The following is a 16,715-nucleotide window of genomic DNA, read 5'->3' as shown; positions in this document are numbered from 1 at the left end:
CCTCATGGACGAATTCGCCCTGATCCGTAACTACTTCGCCGCTGCGCCCTGTGCGCAAGTCGGCGAGGGCATTGTCTTGGGGATCGGCGACGATTGCGCCCTGCTGACGGTGTCGTCCGGCGAGCAGTTAGCCATTTCTACCGACACGCTGGTATCTGGCGTGCATTTCCCCGATCGCTGCGACCCTTTTCTGTTGGGTCGGCGTGCGCTTGCGGTGGCTGCCAGCGACTTGGCCGCCATGGGTGCAACCCCGCTAGCCTTTACCCTCGCCCTGACGTTGCCCGACGTCCACGCCGACTGGCTGCACGCGTTCGCCCGGGGTTTGGACTTGATGGCTCAGCGGTGCTCGCTACGGCTGGTGGGGGGTGATACCACCCGCGGGCCGCTGAGCCTGACGTTGACGGTGTTTGGCCGGGTGCCGGCCGGTTTGGCATTGACTCGTAGTGGCGCCCAAGTGGGTGATCTATTGTGCGTTGGCGGCGAATTGGGTGACGGGGCCGGCGCATTACCGTTGGTACTCAACCAGCGCGCTGCCGAGTCGACCATCGCTGAAGCGTTGTTGGCGCGCTATTGGTCACCGCAACCGCAATTGACGCTGGGCCTGGCTCTGCGCGGCAAGGCCACGGCAGCGTTGGACATCTCTGACGGGTTATTGGCCGATTGCGGGCACATCGCCTTGGCATCCGCTGTGCGGCTGGTGATTGAGCGCGATGCGCTGCCAATGTCGGCGGCCCTGATAGGTTTTCTTGGGCTGGAAGCTGCACGTGAGGCGGCGCTTAGTGGCGGCGACGATTACGTGCTCGCGTTTACCTTGCCCGCGTCGAATTTGGCTGGGTTGCTCGCCGCGGGCTTGCCCGTGCATGTGATCGGTCGGGTCGAGGCGGGGCAGGGTGTGCGCCTGATCGACAGCGACGGAGCAGACGTCACGCCATTGGCGCGGGGCTATCAACATTTTCAGGAGAACCCGTGACAAATCATTCTAAAAAAACGCCAGGACAACGGGTGCCGCCGACGGTGTGGACCAACCCGTGGCATTTTCTAGCCTTCGGATTCGGCTCTGGCACTCTGCCTAAAGCTCCAGGTACTTGGGGGTCGCTGGTCGCGCTGCCGTTTGTTCCGCTGTGGCAAATGCTGCCGGACTGGGGTTATTGGCTGATGCTAGGCATCACCATGCTGTTTGGTTTTTGGCTGTGCGGCAAAGTCGCCGATGACCTTCGCGTCCATGACCATGAGGGCATCGTCTGGGACGAATTCGTCGGGATGTGGATTACCCTGTGGCTGGTCCCCGAGGGCTGGTATTGGTTGCTGGCTGGATTTTTGATGTTCCGCTTTTTCGACATTCTCAAGCCGTGGCCAATTAGCTGGATCGATAAGCACGTACACGGCGGCGTCGGGATCATGCTGGACGACGTGCTGGCGGGGGTATTTGCCTGGTTGGGGATGCAGGCGCTGGTGTGGCTTTCCGCCTCGTTCTAATGAGCGCCTTGTCTTCTAATTCATTGATGCTCATAGGGTGTTATCGATCAACTCGATATTTATAGGCAATAATTCAGCCGAAGCGTCCCTGAGAACCTGCTGTTACAATACTGTCCTTGCGAAATCTAAGTCCCAATCATGATCAGGAGCACAAAGGTGCCCGTCGTCTTCGTCGCTGCTTCCAAGCTGCCAACACCCTTTGCGCAATTCACCATGCACGGCTTTCTTGAGAAGGCCACTGGGCGCGAGCACATCGTTCTCAGTCTCGGTGACGTGGCTGATGGCGCGCCAGTACTGGGCCGTGTGCATTCCGAATGCCTGACTGGCGATGCGTTGTTCAGTCAGCGCTGCGACTGTGGCTCCCAGCTCGAAGCGGCATTGCGCGCCATCGCCGCAGAAGGCCGTGGCGTGTTGTTGTACCTGCGACAGGAAGGCCGGGGTATTGGTCTGCTGAACAAAATCCGCGCTTATGAGCTTCAAGATGGCGGTGCTGACACCGTTGAAGCGAACGAACGTCTGGGTTTCGCCGCCGACCAGCGTGATTACGCCATCTGCTTGCCAATGCTTGAGCATATGGGTGTCAAATCCTTGCGTTTGATGACGAATAACCCACGCAAGGTCAAGGCACTGACCGACATGGGCATCACCATCGCTGAGCGAGTGCCGCTGCACACAGGGCATAACCCGCACAATAAACAGTACTTGGCGACCAAAGCCGGAAAACTCGGCCATATGATGGGCAACGAACATCTGACTGAGGCTGGCCGCGCGTGACCCGAAATAACGTACGCCGCCGATTGGCTCTGGCGTGGTGGTGGCAGTTGTTTTTGACCTTGGCGCCGCTGCTGGTGGTCAACGGGATTTTTGGCACCAGCGAGGCGCTTGTGCCGATTCTGGCGATGCCAATGTTTGTCGCCGGCTTGGCGACGATGTTCGTTAGTTTGAAATACTTCGGCCCTTACAAGCATGCGTTGATCGCTACTGAAAAAGCCTTGGACACTCCCGAAGAGCCCGCCGCCTGGATTGAGTTGGCAGCGCGTCGACGTATCGCCTTTCTGGCCGCTGGCTTACCTGCTTGGGTTGGTGCGTTAGCGGTTTTTGTCGGGCTGGAGGCGGTGCCGTTATTTCTTCTGGCGTTCTCCAGCGCCGTGCTGCTTTACCTCTACCGCATTCCACGACAGTTGGGCTAAGCCCCAAATCTGCGCCCCTGTGGGAGGCAACTGGTGGCGAGCTGCTTAATGCGGCGCATCAGGTATAACTCACTTCAACGCTCGGCTTTTAGCGTGCCATCAATCCCAAACGCTGTCTTACAGACGCTTCGATCCCGGCTTCGTCCAGCCCGCACTCGGCCAGCATTTGCGCGGGTTTGGCGTGTTCAACGTAGCTGTCGGGCAAGCCAAGGTGCAGCACGGACTTGAGGATGTTTTCCCTGGCCAGGAACTCACTGACCGCCGCGCCGGCGCCGCCCATGATGGCGTTCTCTTCGAGGGTCACCAGCAGGTCATGCTCAGTGGCCATTTTTCGAACCAGCGCTTCATCCAGTGGCTTGACGAAACGCATGTCGACCACGGTGGCGTCCAGGGTTGCGGCTACTTTCAGCGCTTCAGCCATTTGCACGCCAAACACTAAAATGGCGACCTTTTGCCCGGTTCGACGGACAACACCCTTGCCGATTTCCAAAGGCTCAAGACCGCTGTCGATCAAAGCATTCGGGCCAGTGCCACGCGGATAACGAACGGCTGCGGGGCCGGCGTACAAATACCCGGTACTGAGCATTTTGCGTAATTCGTTTTCATCGCTGGGCGTCATCACCAGGATGCCGGGGATGCAGCGCAAATATGACAAGTCGAAGCTGCCGGCATGGGTCGGGCCGTCTTCGCCCACCAGACCGGCACGGTCGATTGCAAACAACACATCAAGATTTTGCACGGCGACGTCATGGATCAGTTGATCGTAACCGCGCTGCAAGAACGTGGAGTAGATCGCTACCACCGGCTTGGCGCCTTCGCACGCCATGCCCGCTGCCAGCGTAACGGCATGCTGCTCGGCGATGGCGACGTCGAAATAACGCTCTGGATAATGCTCGCTGAATTCAACCAGGTCCGAGCCTTCTTTCATCGCAGGGGTAATGCCGACCAGACGCGGGTCAGCCTCGGCCATGTCGCAGATCCATTGCCCGAACACCCCGGAATACTTCGGTCCGCTGGGTTTTTTCGGCGCGGCGGCAGGGGCGTTCAACGGTTCGAGTTTGGTAATCGCGTGGTAGCCAATCGGGTCAGCTTCCGCCGGAGCGAAGCCTTTGCCTTTTTTGGTTACCACGTGCAAGAACTGCGGGCCTTTGAGGTCACGCATGTTGCGCAAGGTTGCGATCAGGGTGGGTAAGTCATGGCCGTCGATAGGGCCGATGTAGTTCCAGCCGAGCTCTTCGAAAAGCGTGCCGGGAACCAGCATGCCCTTTGCGTACTCTTCGGTGCGCCGGGCAATTTCCCAGGCACCAGGCAGGCGTGATAGCACTTTTTTGCTGCCCTCGCGCATGCTGGCGTAGGTGCGGCTGGAGAGGATCTTCGCCAGATAATTCGACAGCCCGCCAACGTTGCGCGAGATCGACATATCGTTGTCGTTGAGTATAACCAGCATGTCGGCGGCGACTTCCGGCGCGTGGTTCAACGCTTCGAAAGCCATGCCTGCAGTCAGCGCGCCGTCACCAATAACAGCGATGGCCTTGCGTGAGCTTTTTTGCAGGCGGGCGCCGAGGGCCATGCCCAGTGCTGCGCTGATCGAAGTGCTGGAGTGGCCGACGCCAAAAGTATCGTACTCACTTTCACTGCGACGCGGAAAAGCGGCGACGCCGTCCTTCTGCCGCAGGCTGCCCATTTGCTGGCGACGCCCGGTGAGGATCTTGTGCGGATAGGCCTGATGGCCCACATCCCAGACCAAACGGTCGTCCGGGGTGTCGAACACGTAATGCAGGGCGATGGTCAGCTCAATGACGCCCAGGCCGGCACCAAAGTGCCCGCCTGTCTGGCCTACGGTATAGAGCAGCTCCAGGCGCAGTTCGTCCGCCAGGGTTTCCAGCTCAGCCTCGCCCAATCTGCGCAAGCCGTCCGGCGTATTCGCACGGTCGAGCAGGGGCGTCGTTGGGCGCTCGCGGGGGATCTCTTTGAACGTCGTGGGCATCAGGCGAATCGATATAAGTAAAAAGAGGCGGCAGTTTACCTGATGCATCGCGAGCTGCCCACGAAGCAGGGCAGAGGATGATCAGACAATGGTGGTATACACCTAGGTTCTAGACCCGACTGATGTCAGTCAGTTCGGTGAATGGCGCATTTCAACTGCGGCGATCAACGATATAGCGCGCAAGTTCGCGTAACGGCTTGGCAGCCGCGTCGAAAGGTCGCAGTGCATGCAGCGCCTGATCGCGTAGCTCCAGGGCATAGATTTTGGCTGCATCGAGGCCAAGCAGCGCAGGATAAGTCGGTTTATCGCGGGCAATATCGGCACCTTGGCGTTTGCCGAGGGTGGCGGTATCGCTTTCAACGTCAAGAATGTCGTCTTGCACCTGAAACGCGAGGCCGACGACTTGAGCATAGGTCTGCAGAGCGTTGAGTTCAGACGTTGCTGCGCGACCACTGGCAAGTGCACCAAGCGTGACACTGGCTTCGATCAGTGCGCCAGTCTTGTGCCGATGCATAAACGCCAAGGCGGCTTGATCAAGCTTGAGCCCCACTGACCCCAAATCAATCGCCTGTCCGCCGACCATGCCGGCCGGGCCTGCCGCATGAGTCAACACGCGGACCATGTTGAGTCGCGTGTCGGCATCCTGTGGCGTCAGGGTTGAATCGAGTAGCACGCTGAAAGCCATACTTTGCAGGCCATCACCGGCGAGAATCGCGCAGGCTTCATCGAAAGCTTTGTGAGTAGTGGGCTGGCCGCGACGTAGATCGTCATCGTCCATCGCCGGTAAATCGTCATGCACCAGCGAATAAGCGTGAATCAGCTCAACTGCGCACGCTACGCCGTCGGCCAGCGCCAAAGGCGATCCTAGCGCTTCGCAGGCAGCATAGGCGAGCAATGGGCGGACACGTTTGCCACCGTTCATTACGCTATAGCGCATGGCGGCGTAGAGGCGATTCAATTCAGGGCTGGGTGCCAGAAACAGGCCATCAAGGGCCGCGTTGACGCGGGCCTGAATAAGGGCCTGATAGACGGCAATCATTCCGGCTGGTCCGCATCGAAAGGCTCTTCAGCCAATTCGCCGTCGCGTTCAAGGAGGACTTGCACCTTCTGCTCGGCTTGGGCCAATGCGCCTTGGCAGTCACGGGTCAGGCGGATACCTTGCTCGAAAGCGGTCAATGAATCTTCCAACGACAGTTCGCCGTTTTCGAGACGTTCGACCAGCGTTTGCAGATCAGCGAGGGACTGTTCGAAATCCAATGCAGCTTTTTTGCGGGCCATGGGTGGCGATCTCGATGGGCATTAAACCGGCGCGACACTAGCAGAGCGAGGGCTTTGGGGCAAATGACAGGCGGCGAAAATCGATTCTGACCCTTGGCGTGGTCCACACCGGTGCACTGTCGTTTATCTACCCGATTGCGGCGATTTTCGTCGACTGGTTTGCGTTCGGCCATCGCTTGAACGTTATGCAGTGGCTGGGCGTGATTGCGATTTTGCTGGCCGCAGCAGGTATGCAGCAGGGTTGGGGCCCGCGCACGGCCGTTCGGCACTCGCTGCCATTGTAGGCGTGAACCGCGCTATAGACAGTAGGCCTATAAGAAGTGGGTGTGCTAAACCGCCACTTCCACCCGATTACGCCCGCTGCGTTTTGCGTCGTAGAGCGCAGCGTCGGCGATGCTGTACGCGGTGTCAAAGTCGGTGCCGCCGGGGCTGATGCTCACGCCAAAACTGGCCGTTATAGTGCGATTGACCGGCGCTGCGAATACGTGGCTGGCGATGGCATCGCGCATGGCTTCGGCAAGACGCGCGCCTTCCTCAAGGTTTCGCGTAGAAAGCAGTACGGTGAATTCTTCACCGCCGACGCGGCCGATGACTCCGTGGTCAGCCACGATCCGTCGCAGGCAGGTGACGATGCCTTGAATTACCGCATCGCCGGTGGGATGGCCGAAGTCGTCGTTGACGCGCTTGAAATAATCAATGTCTAGCACGATCATCACCACGCTGCCGTCGCGCAATGCTTGCCCCGCCAGCTCAATCACGGCGCCACGGTTCAGTACGCCTGTCAGCGCATCATGGGTCGCCCGGTGTTCGAGTTGCTGAGCCAGCATCTTCAGTTGCACGTTTAGCGCATTCATTTCTCGCTCGGCGCGGTCGCTACGGCCAATCAGGCGGCGGGTCTCGCGCATCAAGCGTTCGAAGTGGGTGATCAATTCACCCAACGATTGGCGATGCACGTGGGACTCCGCGTTAGACGCGGCATACGCTGCACGGGCGCTGTCGAGGGCCGTGTTCTCGCTTTTGAACAAGTCCGGGAGATCGTCCATCGGCATGTCCTGAGAAGAAGCTAGAGCGGGCATGGTGTCCTCACTGAGTTGAAACCGGATGATCGGTGAAGTCGATGGCCTTGAAGTCTGCTTGCAACTCCTCGCCGAATTCCAGAATTGTTTCGTCTTCTTCGTCGTGATACCAATTCATTTGCACGCGGTTACCGGACTGCGCCGATCGGTCCAGGGCGTCAAAGATGCTGAAAAGCATCTTGGTGCTGGAACTGTTGAAGTAGGCCAGTGCGACGTTGGCGGTAATCACTACGCTTTCGCAGGTCTCCAGGTAGGCGCGCAACTGTTGGATGATCGGGGCATAGAACGCCGCCGCGTTTTCTGGGTACGACTCCCCCTTGAGAGACAACAGGTGCTGATCGAAACGAAAATCGACTTCAGGTGAAGTAGCCGTTGCAGCGATATGCAGGTTATCCATGGCTCTTGTCGCTCTTGTTATTCAGATGATGGCTTTCAGACAAAACAAGGTGGTTTCGGGGTCGTCCGCGCGCGGGTGAAAGTCGAATTCCAGCGGCGCGCTGGCGTCGCGCGCCATGGTTAGAAAACCTAGCCCCGCGCCTTTGCTGTCCACTGGAGTTTCGGCACGTAGTGTTGCCTTGTAGGCCACCTTGATCTGCTCAAGCGTCATGTCACGTAACGGCTCTAACTTGGCACGCAATGCAACGACGTCCGCAGTGGCGATGGGGTTGGCGCACAGCATCAAATGGCCACCTGGGTTCGCGGTGATACACACCGCGCCTTGCCGTAGTGCGCCGTTATCTGGGCCTGGAGGCAGCGCGTCCGAGGAGTAGTGAATGATGTTTTGCGACAGTTCGACAAACGATGAAAACAACTTGCGCCGTGTCGGACCACTGACCCCTGAAACTTCCAGTTGTAGCTTCACCACCTCGGCCATGGCCGCGACGATGCTGTGGGAGAAATAACCCATGTGATAAAAAATCACATTGCGCTGCTGGGCGAGGTCGAAAAACGCGCAGTCCAGATCGGACGAAGACAAATCACTCATAGGTTGTCCTGAATGCGGGCACAAAATAGGGTCAGGTCGTCGCGACGGGTTTGAGTCGCCTGCCATGTTCCGAGGTTTTGCCGTAACTGCTCGCAGATCACGCTCGCCGGTTCGCCACGGTGCTCAAGGATTACGTCGCAGGTTTGACGCTTGCCGAATGCAATGTTACGCGGCCCGCCGATTTGGTCGATCAGGCCGTCGGTGGCGATGAATAAGACGCTTGCGGGCGGCACGGCAACGGTGCTTTGAGTCCATTCGTAGTCGGCGTGGCTGTCTACGTATCCAACGCCCATGCGCTGACCTGCGAGGGTGTCGAACTGGTCGGCGTCGGGCCTGAGGATATGTAGGGCAATTCTGGCCCCGGCAAAGGTCAGCTCGGAACGTCCAGTGTCGAACCAGAAAAACGCGGCATCCAAGCCGTCGTCTGATTCGGGGGTCTCGTCGACGCCATTGACCTGCCCCAGCAGGCCTTTGACGCTGCGATTCACCGCCGCCAGCAACGCTGCGGGGTTGCGTGGACCGAGGTGTTCGAGGGCTTTGGACAGCGATGATGAAGCGATCAAGGTCATGAACGCCCCCGGCACACCGTGGCCGGTGCAATCGGCGACCGCGCCGAACCAGCCATCGGCGTGAGTGGCGAAATGATAAAAATCGCCACCCACCACGTCCCGAGGTTCCCAGACCAAGGCCGCGTCACGCAGGGTCAAAGCCAGGGTTTCACGAGACGCGCGGAGCATGGCCCGCTGAATCACGCTGGCGTATTCGATGCTCTGCATGATCTGACGATTTTTTTCCGCCTGCAACGCGGCGACCACGCCCATCAATTGCAGCCCACTGCCCAACCCGAGGAAGCGCCCTTCGCGGGTGATGATGAAACCATCAGCCAAGGTTTTTTCGCCGAACTCCACAGTCTTGAACGTCAGCGCTTCGATGCTCATGGCGGCATCGACAATCAGCGGTTCTTTGTCCATGAATGCGATGCAGCTTTTTTTGTCATACAACTCGCGATGAAACGGTTTACTCATCTGCGACAGGAAAATGGTGCGGTTGATCAAACCGATAGGTTTGTCATCTTCCAACACCGCCAAACTGGCCAGGTCACGATGGGAGGAGAACATTTCCATCACTTGTGAGTTGGCACCGGCTACGTCGATGGTCGGCATGTTCTGACACAAATCGCCGGCGCACCGATGATCGCCCGGCACTTCGGGACGACGGAACGGCGAAAAAGTAGTGTCCATACCCAACCATCACACTGAATGAGAACTGGGATAGTGGCCTTATGATGTGTACGTCGTGTGACAGTCGATTCAGTCACTTGGATTATTGGCGCGCGATTCCGGCCCAAATTTTAATATCCCCGCTAATTCGAGGCGCGTTTAGCGGATCTGGCGGCGCGATTGTGCACAGCCTGGCGAAGCTCATAACCGGCTTTTGTTTACGTCGAAGGTCCAGGGCTTGGCCCGTTTCGATTTTGCGTTCATGTGCCAGTCGTCATTCTGTGGCCTGAGCCTGAGTGTGTCGTGTTGTGACAACGTTTGCAGTCGCGTAGAATTCTCGGCATCCCGCAGCACCCCTCATACTCATAATATTTTGCTTACTCTATGCACTGCCCCGGCAACCAGCCTCGGGTAGCGTTTTTGTACGCAAGATTTTTGAGTGTTGAAGAGCGGCCGCTTTAATCGATTTTAATTTGAGGTTTGCACGGCATCCAATGAACAGCATCCTGGACGCTCGCACCGGCAGTTGGCTTAGCGTGATCGCGCTGGCTCTAGCAGCTTTTATTTTCAATACCACCGAATTCGTTCCGGTCGGGCTGCTGAGCGCCATTGGCCACAGCTTCAACATGACCACGGCCCAGGTCGGCCTGATGCTGACGGTTTACGCGTGGGTGGTGGCCTTGACGTCGCTGCCGATGATGCTGCTCACCCGCAACATTGAGCGGCGTAAATTGCTGGTCTTCGTCTTCATGCTGTTCATCGCCAGCCACATCTTCTCCAGCATGGCGACCAGCTTCAGCATGCTGCTGATCAGCCGCATCGGAATCGCCTTTGCCCACGCGGTGTTCTGGTCGATCACCGCGTCCTTGGCCGTGCGCGTTGCTCCGCCGGGTAAACACGTGCAGGCGCTGGGATTGCTGGCAACCGGCACGTCGTTGGCCATGGTGCTCGGAATACCGCTGGGTCGCGTGTTAGGCGAAGCGCTAGGCTGGCGCACCACGTTTCTGGCAATTGCCGTCGCCGCCGGCGTGACGGTGTTGTGCTTGATCAAATCGTTACCGCTACTGCCCAGTCAGAATTCCGGCTCCCTAAGAAGTCTGCCGATTCTCTTCAAACGCCCGGCACTGGTGTCGTTGTACGTCCTGACCGCGCTGGTGATCACCGCGCAATTCACCGCCTACAGCTACATTGAGCCCTTCGCGGAAGTCGTCGCCCACATGAGCGGCGAGATGACCACCATCCTGTTGTTGCTGTTCGGCGGCGCCGGTATCCTCGGCTCCGTGGTGTTCAGCCGCTACAACAACCGCTTCCCGAAAGGCATGTTAATCACCGCCATCGGCGCCCTGGCCCTGTGCTTGATGTTGTTATTGCCGCTCTCCGGCAAAGCCTCTTGGCTCGCGACCATGAGCGTGGTCTGGGGCATGGCAATCATGTGCTTCGGCTTGGTCATGCAAGCCAAAGTCTTGGCCATGGCGCCAGACGCAACCGACGTGGCAATGTCCCTGCACTCGGCTATCTACAACATCGGCATCGGCGGCGGTGCGTTGTTGGGCAGCATGGTGATCAGCCAACTGGGTATTGCGAATATCGGCTTGGTGGGTGGATTGATTGCGGTGAGCGGTTTGTTGGTGTGTTGCTTGGCGACGTATCGGTTTGGGGAAAAAGCGTTGCGGGCTTAAGTTTTTTTATTCGTTTACCGGGGCCGCGGAGTACGACTTGGAAACGGCCTGACCCGGCGCCATCAACGCACGGTCGAAGTTATCCTCGCTGAGCAGCGCAGGGAGGGCTTCGACGTTGGTTCTGGACGGGTGTGTCGCCCTCACTCCGTCGGAACCACGATACCCAGCAGGTCGAGAATAAACAGCCGCACCGTATCCCATGCGCGGGTCCACCAAGGCCCTGGTGCTTCGGCTTGGAGAGCAATCAAGGGGCGGGTTGCCAGTTTCTGCTCGCCGTCGTAAAGCTCAAGACTGCCGACCACCGCGCCCATTGCAACGGGTGCCACAAGACGTTTATCGATGTTCAAACGAGTTTCGATTTTGCGATCCCGAGTCTTCGGCAGGGTCAGCGAAATATCGTCCAGTAAGCCCACCGCCAGTGTGCGGTTTTCACCCTTCCAGACCATTGGGTTTGCCAGCACTTCAGCGGCTTTCGCGTAGGTTTGGGTATCGAAGAATCGGAATCCATAGGTCAGCAATTTTTCGGCGTCATTGGCACGATTGCGCATGGAGCTAGAGCCGAAAACTGCGGTGATCAAGCGACGACCGTCTCGCACCGCAGAGGTGACCATGCAATAACCAGCAGCCTCGGTGTGGCCGGTCTTCAGGCCATCAACTGAGCTATCGCGCCACAACAACAGGTTTCGATTGGGCTGGCGGATGCCGTTCCAGGTGAAGTATTTGTTTTTGTACAGCGAGTAGTAGGCCGACTCGTCAGTGATGATCGCCCGCGCGAGTTTCGCCATGTCTAGGGCGGACGAGTAATGATCGGGTACAGGCAGGCCAGTAGGATTCATGAAGTGGGTATCTTCCAGCCCCAGGCGTTGGGCCGTGGCATTCATTAAACCGGCAAAGCTTTCTTCACTTCCCGCGATATGTTCCGACAGGGCAACGCTGGCGTCGTTGCCAGAGTCAATCACAATGCCGCGCAGCAGATCGTGTACCGGCACTTTGCTGCGCGGGTCAAGGAACATGCGTGAACCACCGGTGCGCCAGGCGTTCTCGCTGATGGTTACTACATCATCGTCTTTCAGACGGCTCGCCTGAATCTCGTTGGTGGCTACGTACACCGTCATCAGTTTGGTCAGGCTGGCAGGCGGCAAGCGTTCTTGCGGGTCGTGGCTGGTAATGATGTTACCGCTGGCGGCATCCATGAGTACCCAGGACTTGGCGTTCAACTGGGGCGGTGAAGGGGTCATTGGTCCTGAGGGAACAGGTGCGGCAGACGCCGGCATCCAGTGAGCGCAAACAAGTGTCAGAACGAGCTGCAGTATCGGGCGTTTCACGAACATATAGCCTTGGGTCGACGGAAGGTCCATCAACCTAGGCGAGCTGTCTGACCCGCTCAAATTAAGCAGGGTTAAGAATTATTTAAGAATCCTCGTATTGAGCGCCACGTAATGGGCAGTCAAGGATAATTCGAGTGCCGCGACCCTGATTGCCTTCTTCGATGTGCAAGCCAAACCCATGCAGGCGCGCAATGGCGGCGACCAGCGACAGGCCTAGTCCGTTGCCGGGTTGCTGTCGCGTTGCGTCGCCGCGATAGAGGCGCCGGGTGACACTGTTGCGTTCGGCGGCCGGGATACCGGGGCCGTTATCGAGCACTTCAATACTCAGGCTGTGCTCTTTTTGCAGGCAGCTCAGGTGTATTTCGCCCCCAGGCTGAGTGAACTTGATCGCGTTATCCATGAGATTCACCAGCGCCTCGAACAGGAGCGATACATCACCGCGTAGCGTCGGATAGTGACCGCTCATGTGCAGGATCAGTCGTTGACCCTTTTCTTGAGCCAGCGGTTCATAGAACTCGTGCGCCTGCTGCAGCAATGCTTCGGGCTGGAACGACTCGAAGGCCGAACGTCGCCGGGTGTCCTCCAGTTCTGAGATTCGCAGCAGACCCTGAAACCGCAACATGATTGACTCGCTTTCTTCCAGCGCCAGGCTAAGCGTATCGGCGTGAGCCTGTTGCAACGGCAACTTTTGCAGTTGGTACAGTCGCGCGCGAAGGCGGGTCAGCGGGGTTCGAAGGTCATGAGCGATACCGTCGCACACGCTTTTGACCTCCAGCATCAGTTGCTCGATGTGTTCGAGCATGGTGTTCACCGCGTTAGCGAGCATGTCGAGTTCGTCGCGGCGAGCAGACAGTGGCAGACGCTCGCGCAGGTTGCCTGAGACGATACTTTCGGTACTGCGCTGTAGCCGTTCCACTCGGCGAATGGGCCGCCTGCGCAACAGGCGCCAGCCAACCAAGCCGGGAATCAGCGTCAATGACAATCCCCAAAACAGCGCCTGTCCAATGATGCCGCCCACTGCGGAAATAGAGCCCCCATCACGGGCCAGAATCAGGATTCTGCCATCGGGCCTGTTCAGCCTGAGCGCGTAACTGCTGCGAGTTTCCTCGCTGGGCAACGCAATGCTCAAACCACGTTCCAGATAATGCACTTGGCCGTCGTCCGGGAGATTCAAACGTAGCTTGAGCAGATCCCCGGTCAGGTGCTTGCCATCGGCTTTAAACAGGCCATAAGCGTCGATTCCTGGTACGGAGTACACCTCGCTCCCAGCCAGTTCAGCCTCCAGCATGGCGTCGTCCACCCTTTGATAGTAATGCGCGCGCTGCATCAGGGTGCGCTCGGCCACGGTGCCCAAGTAGCGGGAAATTTCCCAATACAGCACGCCGGTAAATACCGCGCCCCAGGCGACAAAAAACACTGCATACAGTCCGATCAGACGGCTATTGCTGGAGCGCCAGCGATCAGTTTTTTTCGACCAGAACATAACCTGACCCGCGAATCGTCTGAATGGCCGGTGCAGTCGCGCCTTCTATTTTCTTACGCAACCGACCGATGTGGACGTCGATGATGTTGGTGCCGGGATCGAAGTGATACCCCCATACTTCCTGAAACAACATGGTACGGGTCACCAGCTGCCCAGCGTTGCGCATCAGGTATCTCAGGAGCTTGAACTCGGTGGGGAGGAGAGTGATTGCATCGCCGTTGAGCGTCGCTGACTGTTCAATCAAATCGACCTGCAAACAGCCAAAACTCAGGCAGCGATCAGCGTTGCCTGGGGCAGGATCACGTAACAAAACTTCCAGACGCGCGATCATTTCCACCATTGAAAACGGTTTGGTTAGATAGTCATCACCACCGGAGCGCAGACCGCGCACGCGCTCGTCGACGTCCGACAGAGCACTTATCATCAGAACGGGCGTTTGGATTGCCAACTGGCGCAACGTGCTGACGATGGTCAGCCCATCGAAGTCTGGCAGCATGCGGTCCAGCGTAATGACTTCGTGGCCACCGGCAATAGCCATCGCAAGGCCTTCGCGGCCGTTGTCGGCCCACTGCGTAGTGAAACCGTGAGCCGCAAGCTCAGCAATAATGGCCTGTGCCGTGACTTCGTCATCCTCGATGACCAATGCACGATTCATTCGAATCTCCAGGCGAAAAGCGGCATTTATTCTAAGGCAGGAAACCTTGGGCGGGTACGTTGGGCAGGTAAACTAAATTTTTCTTAACCCGGGTTCACGCGGTGGGAGAAGAGGCCTGAGCTAGCGTGACGGCCTTTCCAGACGAGGAATTACCTGCCGTGAGCCGATTATTTAAACCCTTGTTACTGTCCTGTGCCCTGTTGATTCCTTGCGTGAGTCACGCCGCCGATGCACCAAAAACTGCCCCAGCGCCGCTGAAGCTGCTCAGCTCAAGTGGCTTCATGAATACAATGCACGCCATCGCTCCTGATTACGAAAAAACCAATCGCGTGAAGCTCACCGTGAAGGCGCCATCAACGGGGGCACAAACCGGAGGAAGTGTTTCGCGATGGTTGCGTGGTTAAGTTTGATTTGTCGGGGGTCTGCATTCCCGGGGCTCTAGGTGCGCAATCAAATACTTTTTTCGACAAAAACGAGTTTCAAACGACGAACAGGTTGTTAACTGTCTAGTCCTGAAATAGGTTTCACCTATCTCAGTCTTAAAACGCTCGGTGCACTGCATCGGGCGTTTTGTATTTTAGGGCCAGATGCGGGCGCTCAGCGTTGTAGATCCGTACCGATTCATCCACCATTTTTACGGCTTCTTCCAAATTCTTCGGACGGTGTAGCAGGAATGCAGTCTTTAAAATCCCGTTTACTCGTTCGGCCAGAGCGTTTTGATAGCAGTCATAGCCATCTGTCATCGAGCAGGTGATCCCGTATTTGATATGCGTGCGCTGATACAGATCAGAGCAGTACTGGGCGCCGCGGTCAGAATGATGAACCAGCGCCTGTGTGGTTTTTCGCTCTTCAATTGCGTTCTTGAATGCCTTGATCACTGATTCCGTATGCAGACTCTCATGCACGTGATGACCCACTATCTTGCGTGAGTAAGCGTCTGTTATCAGGCTCAAATACGCCACGCCTTCTTGCGTGGGCAAGTACGTTATATCTGCAACCCAAACTTGCTCAGGGCCGCTGGCGACGATCTGATCAGGACCTGCCTTGAGCAGGTTGGGATGGCGACGGAAGCGGTGATGGCAGTGTGTCGTCTTGTGATAAGCGCGTTTGGGGAGCACAAGTTCTCTAGCGTCACGCAAGATGTTAAACAAGCGGTCTCGCCCCACCTGCAGCGCTGCTTCTGCTTCGGTATGCAGTAAATAGTGCAGCTTGCGCGTACCGAGCCTTGGCTGGCGGCGGCGTTTTTCCAAAACGAAATCCACTACTTTTTGGTCACTATTAACACGCGCATCATACGTTCGGTTGCGCTTGTAATACGCCTGACGCGAAATGCCCATGAACAGGCAAGCCCTGGCGATGCTCAGGTCTTGGATTTGCCCTTGCGAGAGGACTTGCCGGGTCGCTTTTTTACGATAGAGACGCCGTAGTCGTTTTTCAAAACATTCACGACGGCTTCGAAAAACTGCGCCTTTTGATTACTCAGTACGAGTTGTTCTTCAAGTTCTTTGATCCGCTGCTCGGGTGTCAGCGGTAGGTTTGGCTCGGTCATGGGCTTGACCCTCAGCACGCGAATAGACGCGCCTTGGCTCCAATCCTGCCGACCATGCTTACGTAACCAAACCAACACCGTCGACCGGCCTTGGATGCCATAGCGCCGTTGAGCATCTTTATAACTCAACTCGCCTTTTTCGACTTGGTCAACAACCGACAATTTAAAAGCCAGTGTGTAATCGCGCTGACTGCGCCTTTTTCCTGAATCCATTACGTCCTCCTGAGGATAGGTCAGAAGGTGTAAACCTTATTCAGGACGGGACAAGCAGACATTAAAAAGCCGGCTTGTGGGCGGCGTTATTGTTGAGCTCTAGCCAAGTTTTACTGGGTTGTGTGAGGGTTTAAATTTCTGCCCCCCCATTTGTCCCCCCACTCTGAGTGCGAGTGAGTCCTAAGCGTTGAAGGCCACTGACTGATACTCCAGATATTTGATTCAGCCCTCACCTGAAAAATCGAGGTGTGGGGGCTAATCACCATTCGTTCGCCAGTGCCCTAGGATGGCTATTGGCTAGGAGTTCTACCATTAGCTCGGATACGCACAAAAGCCAAATGAATCGCAGCGATATCAGAGTAGGGTTGGGCCGGGAAGAGGGGCGGACGCTTCTCGTCCTTTTCCCATCACCTCCCTGCCTCGGCAGTCTCCGACCGCTCCGTACTGCGAGTAGACTACGGTTGTTTACCATAAGGAAGAACCTTCCTTTACAATCCACGGCACCGTGGAGTGGTTGAAAAATTGATTCTGGATACTGATTTAAGTTTTTTTCACTGCTCCTTACGAGCCTGTTTTGAGTCGATGCGTTTTGACTC

General features: G+C 57.2%; 17 protein-coding genes and 1 pseudogene. 7 read left to right on the top strand and 11 right to left on the bottom strand.

Annotated elements, in window-relative coordinates; all coding sequences use genetic code 11:
• Window positions 1–4 precede the first annotated feature (4 nt).
• The 4 genes from thiL (at window position 5) to QN378_RS09875 (ending at window position 2,666) form a co-directional block, all read left to right on the top strand.
• Window positions 5–970 carry a thiamine-phosphate kinase gene (thiL, locus tag QN378_RS09890; protein WP_323547443.1) on the top strand — a complete coding sequence of 322 codons (966 nt, stop codon included), beginning with the start codon at window positions 5–7 and terminating at the stop codon, window positions 968–970.
• The gene (locus QN378_RS09885; protein ID WP_322205561.1) at window positions 967–1,476 is read left to right on the top strand and encodes a phosphatidylglycerophosphatase A; all 510 of its coding nucleotides are present in this window, start codon (window positions 967–969) and stop codon (window positions 1,474–1,476) included. The genes thiL and QN378_RS09885 overlap by 4 nt, the downstream gene beginning before the upstream one ends.
• 156 nt (window positions 1,477–1,632) lie before the next feature.
• Entirely contained in the window at window positions 1,633–2,250 is a 618-nt protein-coding gene (ribA, locus tag QN378_RS09880) for a GTP cyclohydrolase II (RefSeq protein ID WP_322205560.1), read from the top strand.
• Complete coding sequence (locus QN378_RS09875) at window positions 2,247–2,666, top strand: MFS transporter (RefSeq protein ID WP_322205559.1); 420 nt, start codon at window positions 2,247–2,249, stop codon at window positions 2,664–2,666. The genes ribA and QN378_RS09875 overlap by 4 nt, the downstream gene beginning before the upstream one ends.
• Window positions 2,667–2,754: 88 nt before the next feature.
• Here the strand turns inward: QN378_RS09875 and dxs are convergent, their stop codons facing one another.
• The 3 genes from dxs to QN378_RS09860 all read right to left on the bottom strand — a co-directional run bounded on the left by dxs (window position 2,755) and on the right by QN378_RS09860 (window position 5,931).
• A complete protein-coding gene (gene dxs, locus QN378_RS09870) occupies window positions 2,755–4,653 on the bottom strand; it encodes a 1-deoxy-D-xylulose-5-phosphate synthase (protein ID WP_323547441.1) in 1,899 nt (632 codons plus the stop codon).
• A 151-nt stretch (window positions 4,654–4,804) separates the two neighbouring features.
• Window positions 4,805–5,692 (bottom strand): farnesyl diphosphate synthase, encoded by an 888-nt coding sequence (locus tag QN378_RS09865; protein ID WP_322205557.1) that lies wholly within the window; start codon window positions 5,690–5,692, stop codon window positions 4,805–4,807.
• Window positions 5,689–5,931, bottom strand: a complete 243-nt coding sequence (locus QN378_RS09860; protein WP_297836734.1) for an exodeoxyribonuclease VII small subunit — start codon at window positions 5,929–5,931, stop codon at window positions 5,689–5,691. The genes QN378_RS09865 and QN378_RS09860 overlap by 4 nt, the downstream gene beginning before the upstream one ends.
• Window positions 5,932–6,011: 80 nt before the next feature.
• Here QN378_RS09860 and QN378_RS09855 point away from each other — a divergent pair.
• Window positions 6,012–6,215 (top strand): annotated as a pseudogene (locus QN378_RS09855) (EamA family transporter); the annotation flags it as partial.
• Window positions 6,216–6,260: 45 nt separating this feature from the next.
• Here the strand turns inward: QN378_RS09855 and QN378_RS09850 are convergent.
• From QN378_RS09850 to QN378_RS09835, 4 genes are read right to left on the bottom strand one after another with little or no spacing between them, the layout of a single operon-like run.
• Window positions 6,261–7,007: a GGDEF domain-containing protein gene (locus QN378_RS09850; RefSeq protein WP_322205554.1), complete on the bottom strand. Its 747-nt coding sequence runs from the start codon at window positions 7,005–7,007 to the stop codon at window positions 6,261–6,263.
• 7 nt (window positions 7,008–7,014) lie between these two features.
• Window positions 7,015–7,404 carry a DUF1987 domain-containing protein gene (locus tag QN378_RS09845; RefSeq protein WP_322205553.1) on the bottom strand — a complete coding sequence of 130 codons (390 nt, stop codon included), beginning with the start codon at window positions 7,402–7,404 and terminating at the stop codon, window positions 7,015–7,017.
• A 21-nt stretch (window positions 7,405–7,425) separates the two neighbouring features.
• Window positions 7,426–7,992: a SiaB family protein kinase gene (locus QN378_RS09840; protein ID WP_322205552.1), complete on the bottom strand. Its 567-nt coding sequence runs from the start codon at window positions 7,990–7,992 to the stop codon at window positions 7,426–7,428.
• Complete coding sequence (locus QN378_RS09835) at window positions 7,989–9,155, bottom strand: SpoIIE family protein phosphatase (RefSeq protein WP_323547977.1); 1,167 nt, start codon at window positions 9,153–9,155, stop codon at window positions 7,989–7,991. The genes QN378_RS09840 and QN378_RS09835 overlap by 4 nt, the downstream gene beginning before the upstream one ends.
• A gap of 551 nt (window positions 9,156–9,706) precedes the next feature.
• On the opposite strand from QN378_RS09835, the gene QN378_RS09830 reads away from it, so the two are divergent.
• Window positions 9,707–10,891 (top strand): sugar transporter, encoded by a 1,185-nt coding sequence (locus tag QN378_RS09830; RefSeq protein WP_322205551.1) that lies wholly within the window; start codon window positions 9,707–9,709, stop codon window positions 10,889–10,891.
• A 140-nt stretch (window positions 10,892–11,031) separates the two neighbouring features.
• Here the strand turns inward: QN378_RS09830 and QN378_RS09825 are convergent, their stop codons facing one another.
• The 3 genes from QN378_RS09825 to QN378_RS09815 all read right to left on the bottom strand — a co-directional run bounded on the left by QN378_RS09825 (window position 11,032) and on the right by QN378_RS09815 (window position 14,357).
• Window positions 11,032–12,084, bottom strand: coding sequence for a D-alanyl-D-alanine carboxypeptidase family protein (locus QN378_RS09825; protein ID WP_323547438.1), 1,053 nt, complete (start codon window positions 12,082–12,084; stop codon window positions 11,032–11,034).
• 217 nt (window positions 12,085–12,301) lie between these two features.
• On the bottom strand, window positions 12,302–13,702 hold the full coding sequence (locus QN378_RS09820; RefSeq protein WP_322205549.1) for a HAMP domain-containing sensor histidine kinase: 1,401 nt from the start codon (window positions 13,700–13,702) through the stop codon (window positions 12,302–12,304).
• On the bottom strand, window positions 13,680–14,357 hold the full coding sequence (locus tag QN378_RS09815; RefSeq protein ID WP_323547436.1) for a response regulator transcription factor: 678 nt from the start codon (window positions 14,355–14,357) through the stop codon (window positions 13,680–13,682). The genes QN378_RS09820 and QN378_RS09815 overlap by 23 nt, the downstream gene beginning before the upstream one ends.
• A 125-nt stretch (window positions 14,358–14,482) precedes the next feature.
• Between QN378_RS09815 and QN378_RS09810 the strand changes: the two genes are divergently transcribed.
• Window positions 14,483–14,761 (top strand): hypothetical protein, encoded by a 279-nt coding sequence (locus QN378_RS09810; protein WP_323547434.1) that lies wholly within the window; start codon window positions 14,483–14,485, stop codon window positions 14,759–14,761.
• 135 nt (window positions 14,762–14,896) lie between these two features.
• Here QN378_RS09810 and QN378_RS09805 read toward each other — a convergent pair.
• A protein-coding gene (locus QN378_RS09805; RefSeq protein ID WP_323547432.1) for an IS3 family transposase occupies window positions 14,897–16,119 on the bottom strand; the annotation gives its coding sequence in 2 pieces (ribosomal slippage) (window positions 14,897–15,768 and window positions 15,768–16,119; 1,224 coding nt in all).
• Window positions 16,120–16,715 lie beyond the last annotated feature (596 nt).

This window comes from Pseudomonas sp. 10S5 (assembly GCF_035019745.1).
In the GTDB taxonomy this organism is placed as follows: Bacteria; Pseudomonadota; Gammaproteobacteria; order Pseudomonadales; family Pseudomonadaceae; genus Aquipseudomonas.
The sequence above is the reverse complement of the archived record's forward strand: the minus strand, read 5'-3'. Positions and strand labels throughout refer to the sequence as shown.